This window comes from Vibrio sp. FF266, from assembly GCF_041439695.1.
GTDB lineage: Bacteria > Pseudomonadota > Gammaproteobacteria > Enterobacterales > Vibrionaceae > Vibrio > Vibrio tasmaniensis_A.
This window is the reverse complement of record NZ_JBGOOO010000001.1, coordinates 92942-117319: the sequence shown is the minus strand read 5'-3', so window position 1 is coordinate 117319 and position 24378 is coordinate 92942. Positions and strand designations below refer to the sequence as shown.

Here is a 24378-nt window from a genome sequence, read left to right as displayed (position 1 = left end):
CTAAGCCTCCTTTTCTTCGTTAGTATAGACGATATTATCGTTTGAAGTTGATATCTTCAGTCTTATCTAAATTAATTTTAGTCTTAGCTGGTTGAGTCTCTGCGATTATTTTTCCGTGGCGAATAGAGTACTGCACTGGAACTTGGCGACGTACTGCATCAAAACCGTTATCTGCAGGAAGAATTAGTAAGCTTCCTGGCTTACCTTCTTCAATGCCGTAGTTGTCTTGGATATGCAGTGTGCGTGCTGAGTTCTTGCTGATCAAATCAAGTGAGGTGTTGATTTGGTCGTAGCCCATCACTTGCGTTACGTGCAGTCCCATGTGCAGAACTTGAAGCATATTCGCTGTACCTAGTGGGTACCATGGGTCAAACACATCATCGTGGCCGAAACACACATTGATATTTGCTGCTAGCATTTCTTTAACACGCGTTACGCCACGACGTTTCGGGTAGTCGTCGAAGCGACCCTGTAAGTGAATATTCACTAACGGGTTAGCCACGAAGTTAATACCAGACATCTTCAATAGACGGAACAAGCGAGATGCGTAAGCACCGTTATAAGACCCCATTGCTGTGGTATGGCTTGCCGTTACCTTCTCACCCATTTCGAATTTGTGCGCAAGGGCTGCCAGCGTTTCAACAAAGCGAGATTGTTCATCGTCAATCTCATCACAGTGAACATCGATCAGGCAGTCGTACTTGCGTGCAAGATCGAACACGTAATGCAGAGATTCAACACCGTATTCACGAGTGAATTCGAAGTGAGGGATAGCACCGATAACGTCAGCGCCGATCTTCACTGCTTCTTCAAGCAACTCTTTGCCGTTAGGGTATGAAAGAATGCCTTCTTGAGGGAATGCAACGATCTGGATGTCGACCCACTCTTTCATCTCTTCACGAACTTCAACCATCGCTCTTAACGCAACGAGTGTTGGGTCTGACACATCAACGTGTGTACGAACGTGTTGAACACCGTTAGCTATCTGCCATTTCAGTGTTTGCTTGGCACGAGACTTTACGTCTTCGATTGATAGCAGTTCTTTACGCTCAGCCCAACGCTCAATACCTTCAAACAAAGTGCCAGAGATGTTCCAGTTAGGCTCACCAGCAGTTTGCGTAGTATCTAGGTGGATGTGCGGTTCACAGAAAGGAGTAACTGCAATGCCACCTTCAGCATCAAGGGTGTCGCCTTGATGAGTGATTTGAGCGTCATTATCGAGAATGCGAGAAAATTGACCATTTTCAATCAGAATCTGTTTCAAGCCCTCTTGGTCTTGAAGTTTCGCGTTCTTGATTAATAAGGTTGTCATAGTGTGTCCTTAAGCGGCCTGAGATTTCAGAGCTTTTTTGTTCAATAGAGGATTTAGCACGAGGTAACTGATTGCACCACCAAACACGGCATTCAAAGGAACGATGCCAGGTAGGAAGTGACCAGCGGCTACGCCTGTTGCTACCGCGATAATGCCAGCCCAGTTAACGGTTTGGAACTCTGCATTTGCAAAATCTTTGTAACGTTTACGGTTCGCGAAGAAGTCGGCGATGATTACGCCACCAATGGGTGGAATCGCCAGCGAAAGGAAGGTTAACCAACCAACGAAGTTGTTGTATAACCAAAGCGCGAAAATCGTACCGATAATGCCGTTAATGATAGACATTGTAGTACTTGAGCGACCTGTGATGTTAGATAAACCCAGACCTGACGCATAAAGTGCATTTTCATTGGTTGTCCAGATATTCAAGCCAAGCACGATGATGGCTGGAAGCAGTAGACCTTGCGCGATCATCACATCTGAAATATCAGCCTGACCGGTTGCTGCTGCGCCTGCTGCGCCGAAGATAAACATCAGCGAGTTACCGATGAAGAACGCGACCATTGTAATTAACACGGCGCTTGCTGGCTTTTTACCGAAGCGAACGAAATCGGCAGTCAACGTACCTGCACTTACAAACGAACCTACAACCATTGCTAGTGCCATTGAGAAGTCCATTGGCGTCTCTGGCTTAATCAGCTGCAGTTGCTCTAGTCCACCAACACTGTCTACGGCTGTTAGCACTGAGTAACCACCCAGAATCGCAATCGCGGGCACCGCAATTGCTGAAAGCACCATTAGCGCTTTAATACCGAAGTACACCGTACCCGTCATCAAAAGGCCTGACACAATAATCAAGGTGTTGGTATCAATGCCTGTGGCTTTCTGTACCGGAATTGCGAACATGGCAACGCCTACACCAAACCAGCCGACTTGTGTACCACCAAGTAGAGCAGAAGGAAGCCATGAGCCTTTTGTACCGAAAGAGAAACGCGCTAGGAGGTGAGTAGAGAGGCCAGTAGATGAGCCGATGTAGCCAAGAAAAGAAGTGTAAATACCAAGAATTAGGTTACCGATGAGAACGGCGAGGAAGAAATCGTTGAAAGAAAGACCTGTCCCGAGTGAACCACCTGTCCACATACTTGCAGAGAAGAAAGTGAGTCCAAGCATTACCATGGTGAGTGAAGCAACTCCTTTCCTAGCCGATGTTGGAACCGGCCCAAGACTGTAGTTATTATCCGCAGCCATTTTTTACCTCCGCAATTGTTCAAAATTAAAATTAACGGTCGCCGTATTGCAGGCAAACGTGCGCATTATCGTGATATAAATAACATAGTCAATGCTAGTTTTATCAATAAGCCATCTATTAAGGCGGTTATGTTAAGAATAGACATTTAAAACATAAGGTTACTTTTTATATTTATTCTTAAAAAATAATTAGAAAACGTTTTCTATGGCGTAGGTGGTGAGCCAGAGTTGAACTTCACTATGAATGCTGGCGATTATGGCTATGAATGGGTGTCTGTATATTGGATGGACGATGTTTCTTAAATTTCAGGCAAAAAAATGGCCAATCGCAATACTCGCAATTGGCCTATATATATCGTGAACAAGAAAGGTTCACTAACAACGTCAGTTGGCTAGGTGACCCTCGGCTTAAGAAGGGTCAATATGTACATTGCAGTTAGTGTGCCAACTTTTAAAGCAACGTAAAATGGGTGTTTTATAGCAATTTGGTGCGTATTTAAACGGTTTTTTTGCATTTTGAAAGTTGATAGTTGCGTTTTGCAATTGCATTTTGCGATTTACAATGATTGTCATTAAGGAATAAACGATAAAAGTGAATACTGAATACTGAATACTGCTTAGTTTTTGATTTTTGCTGCTCTGTCTGCAACTAACGGTAAAATAGATAAAACGCCCGTGCGATCTCAGATTTCACGGGCTTTGTATCGTTTTATCTAAAACAAGTATTAGATCGAGTAGAAGAAGTATAACTGGGACTTCATTCTAATGATGATCCCGCGTATTACGTCTAGGAACGCCATTAAGCTGATAGGCTTCTCACCGCTTACCCAAGCTAACCCTACAGAGCCGACTGGAATATCGTAACCTTCCGCCTCGTCAATTTTTAAGCGGACAAAGTGGTGCTTGTTCTGAAGATTTCGACCTGTGGTGACACGAACTTGTTCATCAATACCTAATAGGCTAGCTTGTGCTTCACCCGTCGCTTCAACAATGCCTTCTACGGTTGCAGAGAATATCTTGCCTGGGTATACCGCCGTTGCAAACTCTGCAGGCTGGCCCACTTTTACGTTACGAATAGCTTGGTGATTCACTCGCATTAACACGTATTTTTCTTCAGTGTACATTTGGATACGAGGCATCATTGATACTCGCTGTCCTTCACGAAGAATGAAGTTAGTTACAAAGCCGTCAGTCGGCGCCGTTACTTTGGTACTGTTCAAATCCCATAGAGCTTGAGCCAATGTTGCTTTTGCCGAATCTACCTCAGTTTGTTTCTTACTGACGTTGGTTTCTGCCTTGTGGATGTTTAACTTCGCGTTCTCAGCATCAACTTCTTTCTTACTCAGTTGAGATTCCAATGTGGTGACGTTATACGTTGCCAAGTCTACCTTTGCCGTTTGTTGGTCGATGTCAGTCTCAGTAATCGTATGTTCTACAACTTTGTTTTGCTTTTGGTAACGGTCAAGTGTTTTAGATTGCAGAACAAGATCTGTTTTTGCTGATTCTATCTGAGCGACAGAGGCTTTGATATCTTCAAGCGCTGACTGATAGCTTACTTTAGCGATGCTCACTTCTTGGCGAGCGGTATCTAAAGCAACGTTCGCCGATTCAAGTTGCACGCTAGCCTTATCTCTTGCAATAACATATTTGGTGTCATCAATTTCGTAAATAAGCTGACCTTCAATCACGTCTTGGTTCGGTCTAATGTGAACCTTGGTTGTTTTGCCTGACACATTGGTTGAATCTGGACGTAGCTGAATGTGTGGTGATTGAACGACTGAACCTCCAGAGAGATCCATCGGAGTGTAGTTAATGAGTCCAACCCAAACAAACAATAACCATGATGTACCACCTAGATAAGAAAATGCTTTGGTGCCTTTATTCCATGGCATACCAATAAGCCTAAGTAGATAGATGAACAGTGCCCACAGAGCTAAGCCTTCTAACATGTTTGGCTCTCCCCATCTTGATCATTCTTAACTTGTTGTTCTGTTGGCTCCGCAGGTGCTTTCCATGTGTCTCTCAGGTTTATGATGGCTTTTTCCATATCAACAAACGCTAAAATGACGGCAAGTACCCATACCCAGTGCCATATGAAGCCAATCCAAGTTAAAGCTGTGATTAAACCGAGCTGGTGATGCTCTTTACTGTGGGCTTTATTGATTGGTAATTCATGAACACGCCAAAAGCCGTAACATGCAGCTGCGATTGTTGCGACCAACACAACGCCAGCTACGACGTGTAATGCGGTGTCTGCGCCTGTTCCAACAAATGGGACACTTAGTAAACTCATTGATCAACCCTAAGTAAAATTTGAACGCCGAGTGTGATGGAAGTTGGATTTACAGGTTGTAAATTTACTAATTACTTCGATAATGGCAATTATATGATTTGATCTATGATCTCCTTTCTAAGGGCTAGCGACTAATGAACAATTGTAACTTCTTAAGAGCGTTAGGGATTTTGGGTATTTATCAACACGCTGTCACAAACCCTGTGGTTAATACGGAGCGTTTAGGTATTCCGAAGTCTGTGTTTACTAACTCAATGAATCTTATTCCGGTCAATGAAGTCGATAAATGGTATGGGTTTCTTGAACAGCAAACTAATGATCCAGATATTATTCTGAAACTGTCTGACCGAGTGGATATTGAAAAATTAGGCCCGTTAACCAACTGGTTTTTTTCTGGACATGATCTTGCTTCTACGATCCGCCGAGTGAACATCGGCCTGCACTGTTTACAGTCTGGTGCGTTCTTATACGGTGCACAGGTAGGGACAATGATTAAATGGTGCTACGACAATCCTGCTTACTCAGAAACGGGTAAAGTGCATGACTCAATAAGAGTCGCGGTTTTCATTATGAAGATTTTACGTCGATATTTGGGTGATGACTTTAAACCCGTCGCGGTTTCAATAGCCGGTCGTCGAGAGAATGTTGACCTCTACCATGAATATTTCGGCTGTACGATTCAATGGGGACAGCCTCGCACAGAGGTTTGGATCCCGAGTGAATCGAGGTTATCCATCAATCAATCACTATCGAACAGTAAAGCAAATCTGGCGATGAACTTTCATGACTTGGATAACTATCTAAACATGCCAGATGCTGGTGATGAACATAAGGTCACCTATGAGATGATCAACTACAGTCGCCACTTTGGTTTACCAACCCTTCACAAGGTTTCCAGTTTATTAGGGCTCTCTGAGCAGCAGTTTCAACGCCGTTTGCATAAATCGGGCATCAATTTTTCTACCATTATGGGGTATGCGTTAAGCAACGTGGCGGTAGAGCTACTGATGTATTCAGTGCCAGTGGAAGAGGTCTCGAAGAGGTTAGGTTATACCAACGTCGCGAGCTTTAATCGGATGTTTAAGAAACATCGAGGTTTGACGCCTAAGCAGTATATTGAGCGTTTTGATAGTCAATACTGATCATCATTAGTCTTCATCTAGCTTTTTAAAATGAGTGGATAGGTAAACGATTATCCAAGTGCTAAGGACAAAAGGCGCGGTAAGTGGTAGCAGTGACAGTTCATGAAAACCAAGTGTGATGAGACAGCTCAACAGCATGCCTAATAGGGTTAACGGCCAAGGAATTCGCGGATAGAGCACAAGTGCTAGAGTGGCAAGAGTGGCGTTGTACCCGTAAAGACCTTGCTCAATTAGCGCGCCAGAAGCGCCAATCATGTGGCTAAAAACAGTGCTGATTAACACTGTGAGTACTACCCATAGCGCATGCTTGATATTGTTGAGTGCGATGGCAACCAAGATGACTAGACCCGATAGTGCATTATCGATAAAGCTGACTTGGCTGATCCCTTTCAATAACGGGAGCACCGCTGTTGGTAAGCTGAACCACGAGTCTACCTCAAGACTGATGATGGGTATCAATGCGGAGTTGGATGGAGAAAATGCCGATAGATCCAAGGCTGATTGGATAGCATAAATCAGCCAACTGGTGAGGATAAAGGCACTAGTGTAACCGCGATATTTCTTAAAACTGAATACGATGCGGGCAATAGGTACTGTGAGTAATGCGCCTAACATTGTCACTACAACCAAAAATGGGGTGACACCAAAAAAGTTACCGATAAATAAACCAACTAAAGCGCCATTTAGCGCATACATGCCATTCTCAATATCATGAGACGGTTTATTGGTCAGTAAGGCAAATCCATAGCTGCAACTGGCGCCAAACAAGGTAAGAAAAGCCAGCGCAAGTGACTCAATAGAAATGGCAAACAATAGCAGAAGCGACGTCATAACAGACGGTGTGAAATAGACTTGCCCAATGCCATTGAGCAAGCCTTGAAATGGTAGAATATCCTTATTCGTTCTCATTGTCTGACTACATTCTTTTGCTATGTTGAATCTTTTGTAGCTCAGATTGTATGCAATTTTATTAAGTTGACCATCTTTGCGTATCAATTCTGATACCAGCGCTCACCATAGGCTTGTTGGTAATCTGGTGTTTCAATGATGCCTTCTTGCTCTGGAACGGTTTCTAATGGCCCAACGACCGTTCGATAAGGTAATACGCCAGCCCATACCGGGATATCCATATCAGCTTTATCATCATTCACTCCATGTTTACCTATCTTCACGGAGGCTTCTGTTAAAGGGATCGCCAATAGCTCGGTGGCGGTGAGCTCTTTCTCATTATTGAGCCTGACTTCGTCGGTTCTTCCCGGCGCGATTTGCTCAATAAAAATATTCAACAAGCGATCCTTTTCTTGATTGTCATCGATGACTGAAAATGATCCTAATACCACAGCAGAACGATAATGCGCGCTGTGATGAAATGCCGAACGGGCCAATACCCAACCATCGAACAAAGTGAACGTTAAACAGGTGGGCTCTCCCTTTTTTAACCCTTTTAGTAAGCGACTGTTTTTAGCCCCATGAATGTAGACCATATCATCTACTCGCCACGCGAGCATCGGGATAACCATTGGCCCTTGTTCACCCTGCAATGCAATGTGTGCGATTAAGCTCTCATCAATAATTTGGTGCAGTTTCTCTTGTTCAAATACGGCTTTGTGAGCCCCTTTTTTAATCGTGGTTCTTTTCGTGCTAGATAACATAATCGCTCCTTAATCATTGCCTTTTGATTAATGTAGCGATTAACTGGTCTATTAAATAGAGCCACTTTTAAACACTATTTGGATCCAGTTATGCAGCCTATTGATGTCGGTGACCTACAGTTAGACGAGCAACATGACACGCGTCAAACCGCCTTGTTTCATGCGATCAGAGAAAAGATTGTTCAAGATTTATGGAGTAAGGGCAGTAAGTTACCCTCAACGCGTAAGTTGGCCGTAGAACTGTCGGTAAGTCGAAATACGGTGATTTATGCGTACGAACAACTGGTCACCGAAGGCTATATCGAGAGTAAGCAAGGCTCAGGGTTTTATGTCTCGGTTGAACAACCAGAGCACTTTCTAAGTTTGTCTCAGCCAAACAGTGTTCAGGATCCGAAGGTTAAACAAACAGTCAGTAAACCGGCTGCAAACATAGCGACACCTAACGACATTAACCGCAGCTTTGCCCCCGGAGTTCCTGACTTAGATGCGTTCCCTTTTGCGAAATGGCAGAGGCTGCTGCAACGTCACTCTACACGTCAGAACATTGCGGGTAATCAAGAGGTTCAGGGAAGCTTGGCCTTGAGGGAAGCATTGAGCGGGTATCTTGCGAGTAGTCGCTCGGTTCACTGCAGTACCGATAGAATCATCATCACCGCAGGTGCGCAGCAAGCCATCTCAATTGGTTTGATGGCGACGTTAGCTATGGGGGACAAAATCCTTGTGGAAGAGCCCGGCTATCGACAAGTGCATAAAATCATCGATCTGTTGAGGCTAGAGCTAGACGGTGTGAGTGTGCGTGAAAAGGTTGGGTTAGATATTGAAAAAGTGCTGTCCAGTAACGCCAAGGCTCTGTATGTCACGCCGAGTAACCAATACCCAATGGGCACGACCTTGAATACCGAGCAACGACTTAAACTGATCGATTGGGCCAATCGACATCAGTCATGGATCATTGAGGATGATTACGACAGTGAGTTTCAGTTTGCTCATCGCCCTTATACCAGCATGCAAGGGTTAGCGGGAAAGTTAGGGTTCGATGATCGCATCATCTATGTCGGATCCCTGAGTAAGGTGATGTTCAATGGCTTGCGACTAGGTTATTTGGTGGTGCCAGAAAGTCTGGTGGCGAAGTGTCTTGAGATTAAAGATGCGCTCACTGGAGACACGGCCTCACATACACAAGAAGCGCTGGCGGACTTTGTACGTGAAGGCGATTTATTGCGCCATATTAGAAAGGTGCGTCGTTCATACAAACTCAAGCATGAAGCGATGATAGAAGCGATTAAAAGTGAGTTTCATGGCGATCTTGAAGTGATCAGTCAGGCTGCAGGGCTACATGTGACAGTGAAGTGGTATCAAGGGATATCTGAACATGAGTGGAGCCGTAGAGCAGAGTTTGAAAATATCATCATTCGTCCTTTTGACTTTTATGAATATGGATCAAGTGATGCTCGTGATTGGAGTGGTGCAGTGCTGGGGTTTGGTAATATCCGACTGGCTGACATAAAGCCGAAGATCAAACAGATCGCTCGGCTTTTTTATCAGTAATATTGGTAGGGCTTGTTTACAATTTTCTGATTCATCACTAATCGAGTTACAACTTGTCGATAGAGACAGTGGGTTTACCTTTGCCTAGCCACTTCCGCCAAGGGAGTGACAATGTCACAAAAACAGTCACAGCATAGAGCATCGACCAGCTTAGGCAGATAAACACCAAGGTACAGATCACCAGTGAAATCATGGCTGTGTATCTCGATGCGCCAGTCAATAATCGGCAAGCCGCTAACATCGCAAGCAGATAAACCAGTACGAAAATACCGTTGGCGAGTTTAAGAAAGAATTCGAGATCCAAATTAGACAGCTCGCCGATTACACACGAGATAAGCGCAATAAAGCCAATTGCTAAGGTTGGATAAAGTGGTACGCCACGGCTGTTGAGCTGCGCCATTTTACTGGTCGGAGTGTGTTGGCGAGCTTGAGCCCAAATCATGCGAGACAAGCTTTGGGTGTAAAGGTTTAGGCTAGCAAAACAAGCAAAGAAGCCAAGTACACTGATGACGGTTTTAAAGCCATTGCCAAACAGTTGCTCTGTCACCCACGGGATAGAGGCAGCATCAAATTCCGGCGAACCATAAGCGCCTAGCTTGATAATAACCACTGAACAAGCCCAGTACACCAAACCTGCGACGAAACACCCGGTAATGATGGCGATGGGGAAGTCACGCTGTGGATTCTTAAATTCCTCTCCCATGTGAGCAAAGGCTTCGATTCCTACAAAGCACCAAAACATAACCGCCAGTGCTGCACCAATAGACCACATTGAATCGGATGTCATAGTCGGAACTGCGATGTCAGCTGCTGTGATGTCGGCTTTCCAGACAAAAGCGCTGACTAAAGCAAAAATCGACAAGGCAATCACGGTTTGCAAGCGGCCTGAAGACTTACTGCCCATCAAATTGACGGCAATAAGCAGAGCGATGGTAAAGGATTGAGCACCTAATGGTGTGTCGAGTGGTGCTGGTAACAGTTGTTGAGCAAAGCCTCCTGCCAATGCAATCGCCGCTGGAATACCGACAGGAATAACACTCACAAACAACCAAGCCACACTGGTTTCTAATCGCTCGCTGAATGCTTGGCGCACAAAATAGGCCGTGCCTCCTGCATTGGGGTAGCGTTTCCCTAATGCTGCGAAGGTTAGTGCAATCGGGCAAATGGCGATAAACAGGATTAACCATGCTAATAGCGATAACTGCCCTGCAATGCCTGCTGCGATCGCAGGGATCATAAACAATCCTGTGCCAAGCAAGGTCGTAGAGAGTTGTCCAATTCCTGAAATAAGCGTGATTTCTTGTTTGAGTTGCGTCATTCGCTGTCCTTGCTATTGGCTTTGATATCGGTTTTATGGTGCAGTCTTGTGAGGCTGAGATTGAAAGCATACATTGTCGACATCAATAATACAGCTAGCGAAACGTCTTAAGACACCGTCAATTTAACGGTATTAATTTGATTAAGCGTGAAAGTGTCGGCTGTCATAATGGCTGTTATAAGTTAGAAAGTTGTGTCAAATTAGGCGTTATAAATAGAACAATAAATGGAAAGAATCAGAAGCATGGATAAATTTGATCGCCAAATTTTAGATATTCTAAAAACTAACGCTCGATGCTCAGTGAGCGATATCGCAAGAGATGTCAGCCTGTCTCGCTCTGCAGTGAACGCCAGAATCAAGAAGCTGGAAAACGATAAGATCATCACAGGATATTGTGCACAGGTGACCGAGCCTGATTTACCGAAGAACGTTGGCGCTTATATCTCTTTGAAGTTTGACATGTCGAGCAGTAACCATAATTGTGAGTCTTACGCTAAAAATATCTACGCCATTAATGGTGTGCAGTGGTGTCACTCTATTAGCGGTGAGACCGACATGATGCTTTATGTTGAAGTTGAAAGCATGGAGCGTTTGAACCAAATTCGTGACCAGCTGCAAGGCTATCCTGAACTTCGACATCTTATGACTCATACTGTCTTAACGGAATTCTTCAACAAGCAAACTTCGTCTTTTAATATGTCTTGAGTGAGTGCTGCTTACCTTCACTGTGTCGTCATTTGTCCGTACTTACTCAACTTATTCTTACTCGCTCTATTCTTATTCACTCTAAGGTTGCTGATGTTAGGTAATATCAATTTAAATTTACTGCGGTCGCTGCATGTGCTTCTTGAAGAGTGCCATGTAAGCCGAGCCGCTCAGCGTCTGCACATCACGCAGTCGGCGGTTAGTCGTCAACTGGCTCAGCTTAGAGATCTATGTGGTGATCCTCTTCTGGTTCGTGATGGGAACAAACTGGTGCCAACCAACCGTGCTTTGTTGCTTAAAGGCAAGCTCGATGACTTGCTGGGCGAGTTTGACCACCTCTTAGATGATAAGCCATTTGATCCACAAGACTGGCAAGGTGAATTGGTGTTGGCTTCGAGTGATTATGTTGCTCAGTATATCTTGCCCATTATTGTGTCCGAGGTGTCGAAGGACGCGCCCCATATCAACTTGGCTTATCGTTTGTGGCAGCCTAACTTCCTTGAAACGCTTAATGAATCAGGTATTCACTTGGCGTCGAGTATGTTCCCCAAAAAGCCAGATCATGTCTCAAGTATCAAGCTCGGAGAGGATAAGTCCGTGTGTTTGATGAGAGCCTCTCATCCGCTGGCTAAGCAATCAGCCATAAGCTCGGAAGACATCGTGAATTACTCACATATCAAAGTCACGGGTGGGGGAGACAAAGACAGCTATTCGGATATTGCGTTAAAGAAACAGGGACATAAACGCAGAATCGCATTGCAGGTACCGTTCTTTTCATCGGCGGGAAACGTGTTAATGCAAGACGACTACTTGATGATTGTGCCGGAGCATATTGCTTACAACTTGGGTCGACATCTCGATGTCGCTTACTTTTCGCTGCCGTTTGAGACAGAAATGCATACCTATTGGCTGATGTGGCATCCTAAGTATGACAACGACTCTGCCCATAAATGGGCTCGAGAGAAAGCGTTTAAAGCCATCCAAAAGTCGAGTTACAATATAAGTATGATTTCAAATCATACCAGTGATGATAATCTTTGATTTCAAATAATACCTACTGCGGCTTATTGTAAGCGCTAAGTATTGAGTATTAATTGTAGAGTGTTCAGCTGGAACGCTTTGTTTTACTAGGAATGGAATGATGACAGTAACAATTTGGTTTTCTTTATTAGCGATTTGCTTATTGGGTGCAATGTCTCCGGGCCCAAGCTTGGCGATGATCGCTAAGCACAGTTTGGCTGGTGGCCGTATGAACGGACTTATCGCAGCTTGGTCACACGCTGCGGGTATAGGTATCTACGCGTTCGCAACCATTGTCGGTTTAGCCGTTGTGCTTGAGCAATCACCAATGTTGTTCAAAGGGATCAGTTTAGCGGGTGCTGCGTATCTGCTCTATCTCGGTGTAAACGCGTTGCGCTCAAAAGGTGGAGTTGCTGCGAAATTGGAAGCGGGTGAACAGATGAGCTACATGCAGTCTGCTCGCGAGGCTTTCTTGATCTCTATCTTGAGCCCTAAGATCGCTCTGTTCTTTATCGCTCTATTTAGCCAATTTGTGGCGTTAGGTAACGAACTGAGCAATCAAGTGATTATTGTCTCAACGCCACTGATTGTTGATGGCCTTTGGTATACCTTTATTACTCTAGTGCTCTCTAGCCCGTTGATCGTAGAGCGCATTCGAGCAAAAGCGCAGTTGATCGATCGATTGTCTGGCGTGGTTTTAATCCTGCTTGCTGTGCGTGTGGTGTGGACGATATAGCGATAGTCCATATACCAGTAAGAAACAATATCCATTAAAAAGGCTCACTAGACGTTATCTAGTGAGCCTTTTTGACTTCTATGGATTGGCTTCGACAGGTTTGAGCTTGTTAGCCTTCTGAATTCAGTACAGCATCGAGCTTTTCCATCGAGTCGGAGAAGTACGGGTTGTAGGTCAAGCGCGCATGGTTTTTACCTTCTTCACGATATCCCCACGCTGAGTACCACACTTCACTTGTCGCGTTGCACTGTGCTTCAAAACCTTCCTCTTGACCATTGGAGCAGATCTTCTCGCTACCATTGATCCCGTAGTAAGGATTGCTTGGCGAGAACAGTAAGCCCATGTGAGAGCCGTTCGAGATACGTTGCTCTGGGATCTTCATGCTGTATTGAACAGCGCGAGGATCGTCAAGTGTGGTTTCCCCTTGCCAAATCAACACGTTATTTGGGTTTGGCATGGATTCCGTAAATGCCTGCTGAACGAAGTGGGTATCAATGACACTGTCGCCTTCACTCATCATAATAAACACGGGCTTATCAAAGTGTTTGTCTTGAAGGCCCTCACGAACCACTTCTGAGGTTTGGTAGTAAACCGAAGCACCATTCATTGGCAGTGAGTTATAGCGAAGTACATTGTCTTCAGGATCTTGATCCGCCCAAGTGACAAAATAGCTTGCTAGCTCCGCATATTGAACTGCAGAAGAGCTCGGTTGAAACGCAGGAGAGAACAACAGTAACCCAGAGATCTTAGGATCGTTCATCGCCTGTGAAGTCACAAGGTTCGCACCTGTTGAATAACCGCCAAGCCACACAGAATCATACTCTTGCTCCAATAGCTTCGTATGATGAGCTACAACACCTTGCCAATCTTCTAAGCTTGGTTGCATTAAGTCACCGACACGACTGCCGTGGCCCGGTAGCAATACCGTTCTCACTAGGTAGCCTTGTTCTGCTAAGTGCGTTGCGATGTCTTTAAATGAGTACGGAGAATCACCTAAACCATGTACCAATAAAACTGCCTTACCGTTAGGTGCCGCAGGTTTGTATTCGGTGGGTGAATTGAGTCGAATCTCTAGCTGCTTGTCTTTGGTCATGAATACACGGTTTTTCAATAACCAATCTTGAGTTTCATTGACGTAGGCATCAAAGCTGTCTTGCTGATATTCAGGCAAGTTTGGAGATGTTTCGTAAGCAGGTATCGTTGTCTCGTTGGAACAACCAACGAGACTTAAAGTCGTTAAGGCGAGCAGCGTTAGAATGGTATTTCTATGCATTTTTTGATGTTGTCTCTGTTGTTCTTCTACTATGTCTGAAACTGAAGTTTAGATTACTTTCTGCTTGAAAGGTCTTCGTATTCACCTTCAATAACACCGGCATCACTGGTAGATGATTGACGTGTGTTCATGTGAGCTGCGAAACCCTGTTTTTTCATTTGATTCTGAATGCGCTTGCCAGTGATTAAAGCTGCAATAGCTAAAGGAATAGCAAGAATCAAGCTCGTGAATAACGCCAATAGGCCAGTAAACAACGCAACAATCGTAACTAATATATTTTTCATATTCATTCCTCTTTTCTCTATGTTGTTACTATATCGCTTCCATTCTGAACGAAACATGAACACCGTTAATAAATATCAGAGAGTCACTATGACACAGGTGTGTGTGGATTGAGAGTTTATATGTAGTCATAATCACGCACTAAAATCATGGAATAACAGTAAGTTCCATAAAATCAACAACTTAAAAGTTGGCACGCTTGATGCTCTATAGGGGTTGGAATAAGTCACTGTAAGCAAAGTACTTACAGCTAATAAAAAATTACTGGAGCCCCTTATATGTTCTGTATTCAATGTGAACAAACAATTCAAACCCCAACCGTAAAAGGCTGTTCTTTCGCACAAGGCATGTGTGGAAAAACCTCGGAAGTATCCGACCTTCAAGACGTGTTGGTGCATTCTCTTCAAGGCGTTTCTTTTTGGGCAAGCTTAGGTCGCGCTTGCGATGTTATTGATACAGAAGTTGATGAGTGGGCGCCAAAAGCGTTCTTCGCAACACTGACTAACGTTAACTTCGACCCTGCTCGTATTATCGAATTCGCACAACAGTCTCATGAATTCAAGCAGCGTTTAGAGCAAAAAGTTCGTGCAGCAGCAACATTGATTGGTTTTGAAATTCCAGAGCTTTCTGCAGCAGCACAGTTCGATCTTCCAACAGATTCTTCAGAGCTATTGGCACTTGCGCCTCAAGCTGCTGTAAACCGTGGTCACGACTCTCAACACGAAGATGTGATTGGTCTTCGTCTTCTTTGCCTATACGGCTTAAAAGGTGCGGCAGCCTACATGGAGCACGCTCGTGTTCTTGGTCAAACTGACAATGCTATCTTTGCTGAGTACCATGAAATCATGGCGTTCCTAGGTACAGATCCATCAGACCTAAAACAACTGTTAGATACGTCTATGCAGATTGGCTTAATGAACTACAAAGTCATGGAAATGTTGGATAAAGGCGAGACAGATACATTTGGTCACCCTCAACCAACAACCGTGAATGTGAAGACGAAGCAAGGTCACTGTATCCTTGTTTCTGGTCACGACCTGCATGATCTAGAAAAGATCCTTCAACAAACGGAAGGCAAGGGCATCAACGTTTACACTAACGGTGAGATGCTACCAGCACACGGTTACCCAGAGCTAAACAAGTACCCACACCTTGCGGGTAACTACGGCAGCGCTTGGCAGAACCAGCAAAAAGAATTCGCTAACTTCCCTGGCGCAATTGTAATGACGTCTAACTGCCTGCTTAACCCTGATGTAGGTTCTTACGCAGACCGTCTATTTACACGTAGCATCGTGGGCTGGCCGGGTGTTGATCACCTTGAAGGCGACGATTTCAGCGCAGTAATTGATTGTGCACTAGCGCAAGAAGGTTTCAAACACGACGAGATCGAGCAAATGATCACTGTCGGTTTTGGTCGTAACGCATTGATGGAAGCGGCACCTGCGGTTGTTGAGCAAGTAAAAGAAGGCAACATTAAACACTTCTTCCTAGTCGGTGGTTGTGACGGTGACAAATCTGAACGTAGCTACTACACAGACTTCACAGCTCAAGCGCCAGAAGATTCAGTAATCCTGACATTGGCATGTGGTAAATTCCGTTTCAACAAAAACCAATTCGGCGACATTAACGGTATCCCACGTCTGTTAGATGTTGGCCAATGTAACGATGCTTACTCTGCGATTCAGCTTGCTATCGCACTGTCTCAAGAGTTTGATTGTGGTATCAACGAACTTCCGTTAACGCTGGTTCTATCTTGGTTCGAGCAAAAAGCGATCGTTATCTTGCTTACTCTGTTCGCTCTAGGTGTGAAAGGTATCTACACAGGCCCTACAGCACCTGCGTTCCTAACTGAAAACCTACTTAAGATTATGCAAGACGAGTTCGATATGCGTTCTATTTCAACGCCAGAACAAGATCTTAAAACAATCTTAGCGGCTTAATTTAAGCCAACCTGAAGCCTCGTTGTTGTGACGTTTTTAATAAAACAAACAGCTGCGGGGCTTTTTAGATTTAAATCTTTAGTCATTTAATCATCAGTAAGGTGCGTGAACTATGTATGCATGGTCGGATAGCGATTCAATCAATTTAGTGTGTTTAAAGAAATGGCACGAGACGCCAGATACGGTCAGCTTTGAGCTTGGCAGTATTCCACAAGACTTACATTTCAATTTTAAGCCTGGGCAATTCATTACTCTGGGTTTAGATATGCCGACGAAAACCGATTATCGCGCCTATTCTGTGGCTTCTTGTCCTGAAGATAATCGCCTGAAGCTGACGGTGAAACGTGTGGAAGGTGGCTTGGTTTCGAACTTTATTGTTGATGAGCTTGATGAAGGTGATGAGGTTTCAGTATTGAAGCCTGCTGGCGCGTTTAACTGTATTGATTGCATGCCAACAGCGACGAAAAAAGTGACGCTGGTGAGTGCAGGTTGCGGTATTACACCTGTGATGGCGATGGCAAAGTATTGGCTAGCTCAAGGCAGTGATATTGAGATCGATTTTGTTCACATGGCACGTAATCGACGCGAGACCATCTACTTTGAAGAGCTTAACCAACTTGATGAGGCGCACAGCAACTTCAATCTTAAATTGCTGCTAAAAGACAGTGAAGGAACAACTGCTCCCCAAGGTCGTCTAGACAAGAGTTGGTTGGTAACACTCAGCCCAGATATTTTAGACCGAACTGTTTATCTGTGCGGCCCAGTTGGCTTTATGCAAAACATAGAAAGCTACCTGAAAGAACTAGAATTCAACATGGAAAATTTCTATCAAGAAAGTTTCACGCCAGCGAACCCAAACACGGATTCATTGGTCAATAGCAACACAGCTTCAGAAGAGTCACAAGCGGAAGCGTCTGCAGATTCAAATGGTGCCGTTAAGGTGTTTGTTCCTGCATTTGGCGCAGAAGTAGAAGCGGAAGCGGGTACACCATTGGCTGATTCATTAGAGAAAGCTGGTGTTCCGATTATTATTGCCTGTCGCAGTGGGATTTGTGGTTCTTGCAAGTGCAAAGTAACCAAAGGTTCAGTGGAATCAAGCAGCCAAGAGACTTTGACGCCAGAACAGATTGAGCAAGGTTATGTCCTTGCGTGTTCGAGTACGATTCAGTCAGACGTTGAGGTTGAGCTGTAACAGATGTGAAGTCGAGCTTTGTTAGAATGGTAAAGACAAAGTTGGCGTAATAGAGACCAAAATTAAAGTAACAGATGTAAAAAGGCCACTTAGATCAGATAGAGAGAGCAGATCTAAGTGGCAACCTTCCTGTTTATACGGGGGAGTAAAACAAGAAGGGTTGCGAAGCCCATAATAGACTTCGCAGATATAATTATTATGTTGTGGAGCCGTTTGCGCTGAGTTAGTTACAAGATCGAAGTCGTTTAAACTTCAGGGTATGTCTTGTAACGAACACCCATCATCTGTTCCATACAGTGAACAACTTGGCAGCTGTAGCCAAACTCGTTGTCGTACCAAATGTAAAGAACAGCGCGGTTGTCTTGCGCGATAGTTGCAACACCGTCAACCACACCTGGGTGGCGAGAACCAACCAAATCGGTAGATACAATCTCGGTTGAGTCGGTGTAATCAATCTGTGCAGATAAAGTTGAAGATAGCGCCATTTCACGTAGGTATTCGTTCAACTCTTCTTTGTTTGTGCCTTTCTCAAGGTTTAGGTTTGCTACTGCCATTGAAACGTTTGGCGTAGGTACGCGAATCGCATTACCTGTTAGCTTACCTTCCATTTCTGGCATCGCTTTTGATACCGCTTTAGCAGCGCCAGTCGATGTCAGTACCATGTTCAATGACGCAGCACGACCACGACGATCACCTGAGTGGAAGTTGTCGATTAGGTTTTGGTCATTGGTAAATGAGTGAACCGTTTCGATGTGACCTGATAGGACACCAAACTTGTCGTGAACCGCTTTTAATACTGGCGTAATTGCGTTTGTTGTACAGCTTGCAGCAGAGATGATCGTATCTTCTGGTTGAATGTCATTTTGGTTTACACCAAATACGACGTTCTTGATTTCACCTTTGCCTGGCGCAGTCAGTAGAACCTTCTTCGCACCATTACACGCAACGTGCTGGCTTAGGCCTTCAGCGTCACGCCACACACCTGTGTTATCAACCACAAGTGCATTCTCGATACCGTAAGATGTGTAATCCACGTCTGCTGGCTTGTTTGCGTAGATGACTTGGATGAAGTTACCGTTAACGATGATCGCTTTACGTTCTTGGTCTACAACAATGCTGCCGTTGAATTGGCCATGAACAGAGTCACGACGTAGCAAGCTTGCACGTTTTTCTAAGTCACCATCTTTGCCGCCACGAACAACAATTGCACGTAAACGCAGTGGGTAACCTGGGCCACTTTTCTCGATCAATAGACGAGTAAGCAAGCGGCCAATACGACCAAAACCGTACAATACAACATCGCGAGGTTCTGTCATCGCCTCGCCTTCAAGCGATTCTAAAAGTGCAGTTTGTAGGAAATCATCCAACCCGTGTGTGTCTTCGCGATCTTGCCAGAATGTATGAGCAAGGCGACCAACATCGATACGACATGGAGACAAGTCCATAGAGAGAAGGTGTTGAATGATGGGTTGAGTCTGTTCTGCGGTAAGCGGAGAACCTGTGTAACGTTTTGCGATGCGGTGAGCTTTGATGATGTCGATAGTTGTTGCGTTAACCAGTGTTTTACCGAAGAGGATAACTTCAACGCCTTTTTGGCGGTACAACTGACCTAAAGTAGGAGCGATTGATTCAGCAATAGTTTGACTAGTTTGCCAGTCTAGGAGGTGCTTTTCGGGACTCATCTTTACTCGGGACCTTTCACGTTAATGTCTGCAATCATAGCGAATGTAGGGTAGCCATGAGTGCATGGGGGAGTTGAGCTATCTAAGCTTTGGTGGTCTTTAACGCCACTTAAATTTGCTTGATATGCCTTGTGTGTAATTTGTAATTTTTATGTGGCAGGATTGTAAGGTACGACGAGTTATTCTGCTAGGAAAAATAAATGCAGATTAATTGTCTGAAAATTGGCTTTTAATTGGTCATAAATTAAGATTTTAGTGTCAAGAAAGGCTATTGACTTTAACAGTCTGTAGCACTTAATTTTCGCCAAAAAATACTCAGATCAAAACATAATGTGTAATAAAGGGAATTGCGATCATTAAAGATGTGATCATTAGCACTAGTTACACTTAAAAAGTAAACGACAGATAAGGTATTCAGCGAGTTTTCTTGTTCGACTTTTGAATAAGCTGAGTTTGAGTACAGAAAGTTAGTGACGCAAACGATTAGATCTCACAAATTTGACTTAACTTTGGTGTTTATTGGTTTCTAGAGCAGTGACTTGCTGTCATCTAGAGGCATAACCTTATCCTTTCACTTGTTTAAAACAGACCTTCCTCTTTAAATCCTGTACGTGGATAACGACTGACGCCAATTCCCATGATTAGCTCATAATGTCATTTGTTCATATTCAATTTGATCAATAACTCCTGTTAATGTCCTATTCTTATATTGGGCTAGGTAAAAATACTATCGGGAAAGGAGTCGTTATAAAAATGATAAATATGTCAATTAGATGGCGTCTTATTTTTCTTTCAACAGTTTCTGTATTCATTATGTTTGGGTTTACAGTCAATGAAGTGCTCAAGAACGATAAGAAGATGAATCACCTTGAAGCAACGCGAATTAAGGTGGAAGCACTTCAATCTTTTAATGCTGTTTCAAGTGGTGCTTATCAATGGTTAGTGCTGTCTAAAGACTCCCCAGAGAAAGGTCCATTGTTTTTAGAGCTGCAAGCGGAAGTGGATAGGCTTGCTCATTACGAAATACAACTTCAACAGTTCGACAACAGTTGGACTGTCGAGACGCAGTTGATTGAGTTAAAGAGTGTGTTAAAGAAGCTCGCGCGGGTAACCACTAGTATTGACAGCGACGCATCACAGATTACTGTCAGCAACGCACGGCAAACAGAACGAGCCTTTGACCTGTTAAAAGGCGTGTTAATGGAGCTGTCTGAATATCGTGCCAATATAGTGGACGAAAAGATCAGCCAAACAGATACGATGTTTATCAATCTTACTCACTACGTGTTCTGGACTCAGCGAGAAGCGTGGCTGAGTTACCGCTTGTATCGTTCTCCAGAGCTGATTGATCAATATTTATTGAGCTATGTTGGTGCTTTAGAAAGGCAACAACAGCTGTTAGATACGTTTTTACGATCAGACAGCCACTCGCTGGAAATTAGCAAACTGTTAAACATGTTCTCCCAAGATGAATTTCAAGACCGATTTACTTCTCGGCTTCTCAAAGGTGACTTCTCGGCACCTGAAATATATGAACATGTGGAAAGTTTAGAGCGAAAGAAATTGGCGATCTCAAAGGCGGTTGGTGCTTATACCGATCAATTAAAGTTTGATTTGACAAAAAATATAGCGCTACAGAAAAGGCAAACGGCGGTTATGACATTGCTTATCCTTGTTGTTTCAGGTGCTTTGTTATGGCTTGGTGTCGCGACATCTTTGCGCTTAAATAGAAACTTATCGATTATCTTGAAAGGGGTGTCTGAATGCGCGGATAGTTACGGCAAGCCTAAGGTGATTCATATTCAAGGTAACGATGAACTTGCCGAGTTTACTGAAACCCTCAATCGAGTGATGGAACGTAACTATCATCACAACAAAGAGCTGATAATAGCAAAAGAAGATGCAATTTCGGCTAACAAGGCCAAGAGTGCATTTTTAGCGAACATGTCCCATGAAATACGTACGCCGCTTAATGGAATTATCGGTATGGCGGAAATTTTATCTCAGAGTCAACTGAGCGCTAACCAACAAGAGGTACTTGAGGATATCGAGTCGTCTTCACATTCGTTGTTGGTGTTACTCAATGACATTCTCGATCTTTCTAAGATAGAGTCGGGTAACTTAATGTTGTCGCCGCATAATGCCGATTTGCGAGAAGCGGTTTACGACTCTGTGAGCGTAATTTTGTCGAAAGCGATCAGTAAAGACATTGAACTCGACATCAACATTGATGCTCAAACCCCAACACAGCTGTTTTTCGATGAGTATCGTGTTCGACAAGTGCTAACCAATTTGCTGTCTAATGCTATTAAATTTACCTCAAAAGGCACGATTACAACGGATATTGCTTATACACCGATGTCTTTGGGGCGAGGTAAGCTTGAATGCAGTGTGTCTGATAGCGGGATTGGGATTGAGCCAGAGAAGCTAGAGTCCATTTTTGAACCTTTCACTCAAGAAGATGGCAGTATTACTCGCCAATTCGGCGGTACAGGGCTAGGGCTTGCGATTTGTCGGCAGCTTGTTGACTTGATGGGCGGCTATATTACCGCACGCTCAGTGAAAGGAGGAGGCTCTACATTCACCTTTTGTTTGTACGTAGACACGGTCGAGGCTCACGCTCAAACGTTCGATAACCTAAGCCGTGCGACAATTATTTCTAATTCTTTCAATTACCTCGATCAATTGGTCAAAGAGTGCGAGCGCTTAAATGTTCGACCTAATGTTGTGTCATCCATTTCGGATCTTGGTGAGAGCCTGAAAGAAAGTGACTTGGTACTTTATTGTCACACGCTGCATCACTCTATGAGGAAAGATCTTGAGGCGTTAAAGGCGTTGTATCCGCTGACTCGCGTTATTGTGTGCCAGCATCACCTATTTAAAACCAATCTAATCACAGAAACGGTTCACTCGACCCATACATTACCATTTTTGGGTAGACGCTTCTTAAACAGCCTACGATCGCTTGATGCCGGTGAAGTACAATCACCGACGGTGGAAGTAAAAGATGAAAAAGTTCGTTCTCTGAATCGACGTATTCTGATTGTTGAAGACAACCTGATGAATCAGAAGATAGCGAGCTTCTTCCTTGAGCAAGCGGGCTATGAATATTTGATTGCCAGCAATGGCCAAGAGGCGGTCGATGTCATCACCCAGGGCGCTCAGTTTGATGCCATTCTAATGGACTGCATGATGCCAGTTATGGATGGTATAACGGCGACTCGTGTGATTCGAGAGTGGGAGACAGATCAACAAACCCCACCACTACCCATTATTGCTTTAACCGCTAGTGTCTTAGAAGAGGACATCAAAAATTGCTTTGAAGCAGGCATGAACGCCTACTTGCCGAAACCTTATAAATCCCACCAACTGTATGATCTTTTCAGTAGCCTTGATATTGTCTAATGGTCCCAGTATCAAGGCTAGCGCTGTGTGATTTAGCGTACTTCTTGCCCAAGGCTGTATTGTGCAACACAGCGGCCTACGTAGCTGATTTTTAGTAACCCGGCCACTAATATGGTGCTGATGTGTGCGAAAATTTGAATGGGTAGTGAGAAGTAATCGGCCATCGGATAAGCAACAATAATACTGAGTAGCATTAGCAAGGCGGTGATCGCTAAACTGAAATTTGAAACAGAAAGTAGAGTTTGAAAGCGTTGAGTCATCGTCTTCATATTGAATTCCTAATTGCTATTAATAATTATGATACTTGTTATCAATAGCAATTAGCGTTCCAGTTATGTTTTTATCATCAAATCAATGGTTTAATTTTATTGCTTCTATTTTTGAGTCGTAATGACTCTGTTTCTTTGTATGTCTTTATGACCTATCTATGTTCTTACCACTGTCTGAATCCACAAGTATCGATGTGGAATCGAACACCAGAATACAAACCCAGTCCAACGTTATTCTTTTGCCCAAATTCCGCATGAATCTTTTTAAGCTTCACGTGTAGATTTTCGCGAGTAATATCATTAGCAGGCACTAAGTCTAAAGCGCAGAACTCTAAGTGTTTACTTCGCAGTGCGCCACCCGCTTGCTTATTGTAGATATCGGTTCTTTCTCCAGACACAGGAATAACAACGCCAATCTCAGGCTCAATATATTGTTGAATGTACTTAAGGGTATTAATCATTTTTGGTACATGCTTTTTATTGGGTAGGGTAAACAGAGTGGTGTTGCTCATTGCCCAGTCGGTGCCTTGCAACAAGACTAAGTGCAGAGGCATGCTTTGGGTGATGCCGTTATCTTTGAGTTGCTGTCCGATCGCCTTGACTTGATCTTGGGCGTGGTTAAGGAGCATCCAACCTCGAAATGCAGATCTCGTGGGAACCTTATAGCCATGAACATCGACCACGAGGTCGTCATAAGTGATTTCGGTTTCTTCGGTATAAAGTTTCTCAAATTTTTCAGGGTAAGGTTGCGTTGTTGATAGTGCCAAGGTAATCAGAATACTTCCGTACATAAAGTCTCTCCATCGCTTAGGTTCGCCTAGTTATTAACGTTCACCTAGTTACTTACGTACACTAAGGATATTACGTTCGATTAAGTATAGACGCCGGAATTTAGGCACAAAAAAACCCACTACAAAGAGTGGGTTACTAACATTGTTGCAAGTAAATTCTTTAGGTTAGATTACTTCTTACCTTGAGTTTGCTTGTCTTCTTCTGTTAGTTCACGAATACGACGGCTGATGTCGCGACGAGCTTTAGAGATCTCTGCACTCTTGATGATGTGATCATCAACGCGGTCTTCGTAGTCAGCTTTCATGTTTTTGATAATGCCTAGGATCTCGTCGTGAGTCATCTCTGGCTTGATGTAATCAAGTAGGTTATCAAGAAGGTCGACACGCTTGCGGTTGTCACGAACTTTCTTTTCGTTGTCTAAAAGTTCACGCTTAAGTTTGTTCTTACGTCGTGCTTGGTTAACAATTTCAAATACGCTGCTCATAGATTCCTTTTCCTAATCGTCAAATACGTTGTCTGGTTCTGATTAAAGCACATCAATTGATGATGTAACAGTATTTAGATCAAAG

At 43.9% G+C, this 24378-nt stretch carries 21 protein-coding genes; 8 read left to right on the top strand and 13 right to left on the bottom strand.

Annotation, left to right across the window (positions count from 1 at the left end; translation table 11 throughout):
* Positions 1 to 34: 34 nt before the first annotated feature.
* The 4 genes from ACED59_RS00520 to ACED59_RS00505 all read right to left on the bottom strand — a co-directional run bounded on the left by ACED59_RS00520 (position 35) and on the right by ACED59_RS00505 (position 4853).
* Positions 35 to 1312 carry a cytosine deaminase gene (locus tag ACED59_RS00520; RefSeq protein WP_017097045.1) on the bottom strand — a complete coding sequence of 426 codons (1278 nt, stop codon included), beginning with the start codon at positions 1310 to 1312 and terminating at the stop codon, positions 35 to 37.
* A 9-nt stretch (positions 1313 to 1321) separates the two neighbouring features.
* Positions 1322 to 2560, bottom strand: a complete 1239-nt coding sequence (gene codB, locus ACED59_RS00515; protein WP_032499239.1) for a cytosine permease — start codon at positions 2558 to 2560, stop codon at positions 1322 to 1324.
* Positions 2561 to 3285: 725 nt separating this feature from the next.
* Complete coding sequence (locus tag ACED59_RS00510) at positions 3286 to 4509, bottom strand: HlyD family secretion protein (protein WP_017097043.1); 1224 nt, start codon at positions 4507 to 4509, stop codon at positions 3286 to 3288.
* Positions 4503 to 4853: a hypothetical protein gene (locus ACED59_RS00505; RefSeq protein WP_012600300.1), complete on the bottom strand. Its 351-nt coding sequence runs from the start codon at positions 4851 to 4853 to the stop codon at positions 4503 to 4505. The genes ACED59_RS00510 and ACED59_RS00505 overlap by 7 nt, the downstream gene beginning before the upstream one ends.
* A 134-nt stretch (positions 4854 to 4987) precedes the next feature.
* Between ACED59_RS00505 and ACED59_RS00500 the strand changes: the two genes are divergently transcribed.
* Positions 4988 to 5995, top strand: coding sequence for an AraC family transcriptional regulator (locus ACED59_RS00500; protein WP_017097042.1), 1008 nt, complete (start codon positions 4988 to 4990; stop codon positions 5993 to 5995).
* A 6-nt stretch (positions 5996 to 6001) separates the two neighbouring features.
* Here the strand turns inward: ACED59_RS00500 and ACED59_RS00495 are convergent, their stop codons facing one another.
* Positions 6002 to 6904: an urea transporter gene (locus ACED59_RS00495; RefSeq protein ID WP_029223819.1), complete on the bottom strand. Its 903-nt coding sequence runs from the start codon at positions 6902 to 6904 to the stop codon at positions 6002 to 6004.
* Between the two features lie 83 nt (positions 6905 to 6987).
* Entirely contained in the window at positions 6988 to 7647 is a 660-nt protein-coding gene (locus ACED59_RS00490; RefSeq protein ID WP_371704960.1) for a pyridoxamine 5'-phosphate oxidase family protein, read from the bottom strand.
* Between the two features lie 90 nt (positions 7648 to 7737).
* Between ACED59_RS00490 and ACED59_RS00485 the strand changes: the two genes are divergently transcribed.
* Positions 7738 to 9195 (top strand): PLP-dependent aminotransferase family protein, encoded by a 1458-nt coding sequence (locus tag ACED59_RS00485; RefSeq protein ID WP_017097039.1) that lies wholly within the window; start codon positions 7738 to 7740, stop codon positions 9193 to 9195.
* A 46-nt stretch (positions 9196 to 9241) separates the two neighbouring features.
* Here the strand turns inward: ACED59_RS00485 and yjeH are convergent, their stop codons facing one another.
* Positions 9242 to 10513: an L-methionine/branched-chain amino acid transporter gene (yjeH, locus tag ACED59_RS00480; RefSeq protein WP_017097038.1), complete on the bottom strand. Its 1272-nt coding sequence runs from the start codon at positions 10511 to 10513 to the stop codon at positions 9242 to 9244.
* A 243-nt stretch (positions 10514 to 10756) separates the two neighbouring features.
* Here yjeH and ACED59_RS00475 point away from each other — a divergent pair, with 243 nt between their 5' ends.
* From ACED59_RS00475 to ACED59_RS00465, 3 genes are all read left to right on the top strand, one after another.
* Positions 10757 to 11218, top strand: coding sequence for an Lrp/AsnC family transcriptional regulator (locus ACED59_RS00475; RefSeq protein ID WP_017097037.1), 462 nt, complete (start codon positions 10757 to 10759; stop codon positions 11216 to 11218).
* Between the two features lie 93 nt (positions 11219 to 11311).
* Positions 11312 to 12259, top strand: a complete 948-nt coding sequence (locus ACED59_RS00470) for a LysR family transcriptional regulator (RefSeq protein WP_009845686.1) — start codon at positions 11312 to 11314, stop codon at positions 12257 to 12259.
* Between the two features lie 100 nt (positions 12260 to 12359).
* Complete coding sequence (locus ACED59_RS00465; RefSeq protein ID WP_009845685.1) at positions 12360 to 12974, top strand: LysE family translocator; 615 nt, start codon at positions 12360 to 12362, stop codon at positions 12972 to 12974.
* 109 nt (positions 12975 to 13083) lie between these two features.
* Here ACED59_RS00465 and ACED59_RS00460 read toward each other — a convergent pair whose 3' ends face one another.
* Together ACED59_RS00460 and ACED59_RS00455 are read right to left on the bottom strand one after the other, a co-directional pair.
* Complete coding sequence (locus tag ACED59_RS00460) at positions 13084 to 14247, bottom strand: carboxylesterase (RefSeq protein ID WP_012600309.1); 1164 nt, start codon at positions 14245 to 14247, stop codon at positions 13084 to 13086.
* A gap of 53 nt (positions 14248 to 14300) precedes the next feature.
* A complete protein-coding gene (locus tag ACED59_RS00455; RefSeq protein WP_009845683.1) occupies positions 14301 to 14531 on the bottom strand; it encodes a hypothetical protein in 231 nt (76 codons plus the stop codon).
* 276 nt (positions 14532 to 14807) lie between these two features.
* Between ACED59_RS00455 and hcp the strand changes: the two genes are divergently transcribed.
* Positions 14808 to 16469 carry a hydroxylamine reductase gene (hcp, locus tag ACED59_RS00450; protein ID WP_017097035.1) on the top strand — a complete coding sequence of 554 codons (1662 nt, stop codon included), beginning with the start codon at positions 14808 to 14810 and terminating at the stop codon, positions 16467 to 16469.
* 112 nt (positions 16470 to 16581) lie between these two features.
* The gene (locus ACED59_RS00445; RefSeq protein ID WP_017097034.1) at positions 16582 to 17661 is read left to right on the top strand and encodes a hybrid-cluster NAD(P)-dependent oxidoreductase; all 1080 of its coding nucleotides are present in this window, start codon (positions 16582 to 16584) and stop codon (positions 17659 to 17661) included.
* A 245-nt stretch (positions 17662 to 17906) separates the two neighbouring features.
* Here the strand turns inward: ACED59_RS00445 and ACED59_RS00440 are convergent, their stop codons facing one another.
* Positions 17907 to 19343, bottom strand: a complete 1437-nt coding sequence (locus ACED59_RS00440) for a glyceraldehyde-3-phosphate dehydrogenase (RefSeq protein WP_017097033.1) — start codon at positions 19341 to 19343, stop codon at positions 17907 to 17909.
* An 813-nt stretch (positions 19344 to 20156) separates the two neighbouring features.
* Between ACED59_RS00440 and ACED59_RS00435 the strand changes: the two genes are divergently transcribed.
* On the top strand, positions 20157 to 22748 hold the full coding sequence (locus ACED59_RS00435) for an ATP-binding protein (protein WP_029223818.1): 2592 nt from the start codon (positions 20157 to 20159) through the stop codon (positions 22746 to 22748).
* A gap of 32 nt (positions 22749 to 22780) precedes the next feature.
* Here ACED59_RS00435 and ACED59_RS00430 read toward each other — a convergent pair whose 3' ends face one another.
* The 3 genes from ACED59_RS00430 to ACED59_RS00420 form a co-directional block, all read right to left on the bottom strand.
* The gene (locus ACED59_RS00430; protein ID WP_009845678.1) at positions 22781 to 23017 is read right to left on the bottom strand and encodes a hypothetical protein; all 237 of its coding nucleotides are present in this window, start codon (positions 23015 to 23017) and stop codon (positions 22781 to 22783) included.
* A gap of 164 nt (positions 23018 to 23181) precedes the next feature.
* Positions 23182 to 23808: a D-Ala-D-Ala carboxypeptidase family metallohydrolase gene (locus ACED59_RS00425; RefSeq protein WP_009845677.1), complete on the bottom strand. Its 627-nt coding sequence runs from the start codon at positions 23806 to 23808 to the stop codon at positions 23182 to 23184.
* A gap of 170 nt (positions 23809 to 23978) precedes the next feature.
* Positions 23979 to 24293 (bottom strand): DUF496 family protein, encoded by a 315-nt coding sequence (locus ACED59_RS00420; protein ID WP_004730049.1) that lies wholly within the window; start codon positions 24291 to 24293, stop codon positions 23979 to 23981.
* Between the last annotated feature and the right edge of the window lie 85 nt (positions 24294 to 24378).

Bases quoted from the DNA above. Each gene is read 5' to 3' on its own strand.
- codB (WP_032499239.1), bottom strand. From the start codon at position 2,560: ATGGCTGCGGATAATAACTACAGTCTTGGGCCGGTTCCAACATCGGCT.
- ACED59_RS00485 (WP_017097039.1), top strand. From the start codon at position 7,738: ATGCAGCCTATTGATGTCGGTGACCTACAGTTAGACGAGCAACATGAC.
- ACED59_RS00490 (WP_371704960.1), bottom strand. From the start codon at position 7,647: ATGTTATCTAGCACGAAAAGAACCACGATTAAAAAAGGGGCTCACAAA.
- ACED59_RS00465 (WP_009845685.1), top strand. From the start codon at position 12,360: ATGACAGTAACAATTTGGTTTTCTTTATTAGCGATTTGCTTATTGGGT.
- ACED59_RS00475 (WP_017097037.1), top strand. From the start codon at position 10,757: ATGGATAAATTTGATCGCCAAATTTTAGATATTCTAAAAACTAACGCT.
- hcp (WP_017097035.1), top strand. From the start codon at position 14,808: ATGTTCTGTATTCAATGTGAACAAACAATTCAAACCCCAACCGTAAAA.
- ACED59_RS00435 (WP_029223818.1), top strand. From the start codon at position 20,157: ATGTTTGGGTTTACAGTCAATGAAGTGCTCAAGAACGATAAGAAGATG.
- ACED59_RS00440 (WP_017097033.1), bottom strand. From the start codon at position 19,343: ATGAGTCCCGAAAAGCACCTCCTAGACTGGCAAACTAGTCAAACTATT.
- ACED59_RS00500 (WP_017097042.1), top strand. From the start codon at position 4,988: ATGAACAATTGTAACTTCTTAAGAGCGTTAGGGATTTTGGGTATTTAT.
- yjeH (WP_017097038.1), bottom strand. From the start codon at position 10,513: ATGACGCAACTCAAACAAGAAATCACGCTTATTTCAGGAATTGGACAA.
- ACED59_RS00430 (WP_009845678.1), bottom strand. From the start codon at position 23,017: ATGAAGACGATGACTCAACGCTTTCAAACTCTACTTTCTGTTTCAAAT.
- ACED59_RS00505 (WP_012600300.1), bottom strand. From the start codon at position 4,853: ATGAGTTTACTAAGTGTCCCATTTGTTGGAACAGGCGCAGACACCGCA.
- ACED59_RS00460 (WP_012600309.1), bottom strand. From the start codon at position 14,247: ATGCATAGAAATACCATTCTAACGCTGCTCGCCTTAACGACTTTAAGT.
- ACED59_RS00495 (WP_029223819.1), bottom strand. From the start codon at position 6,904: ATGAGAACGAATAAGGATATTCTACCATTTCAAGGCTTGCTCAATGGC.
- ACED59_RS00455 (WP_009845683.1), bottom strand. From the start codon at position 14,531: ATGAAAAATATATTAGTTACGATTGTTGCGTTGTTTACTGGCCTATTG.
- ACED59_RS00445 (WP_017097034.1), top strand. From the start codon at position 16,582: ATGTATGCATGGTCGGATAGCGATTCAATCAATTTAGTGTGTTTAAAG.
- ACED59_RS00520 (WP_017097045.1), bottom strand. From the start codon at position 1,312: ATGACAACCTTATTAATCAAGAACGCGAAACTTCAAGACCAAGAGGGC.
- ACED59_RS00510 (WP_017097043.1), bottom strand. From the start codon at position 4,509: ATGTTAGAAGGCTTAGCTCTGTGGGCACTGTTCATCTATCTACTTAGG.
- ACED59_RS00420 (WP_004730049.1), bottom strand. From the start codon at position 24,293: ATGAGCAGCGTATTTGAAATTGTTAACCAAGCACGACGTAAGAACAAA.
- ACED59_RS00425 (WP_009845677.1), bottom strand. From the start codon at position 23,808: ATGTACGGAAGTATTCTGATTACCTTGGCACTATCAACAACGCAACCT.
- ACED59_RS00470 (WP_009845686.1), top strand. From the start codon at position 11,312: ATGTTAGGTAATATCAATTTAAATTTACTGCGGTCGCTGCATGTGCTT.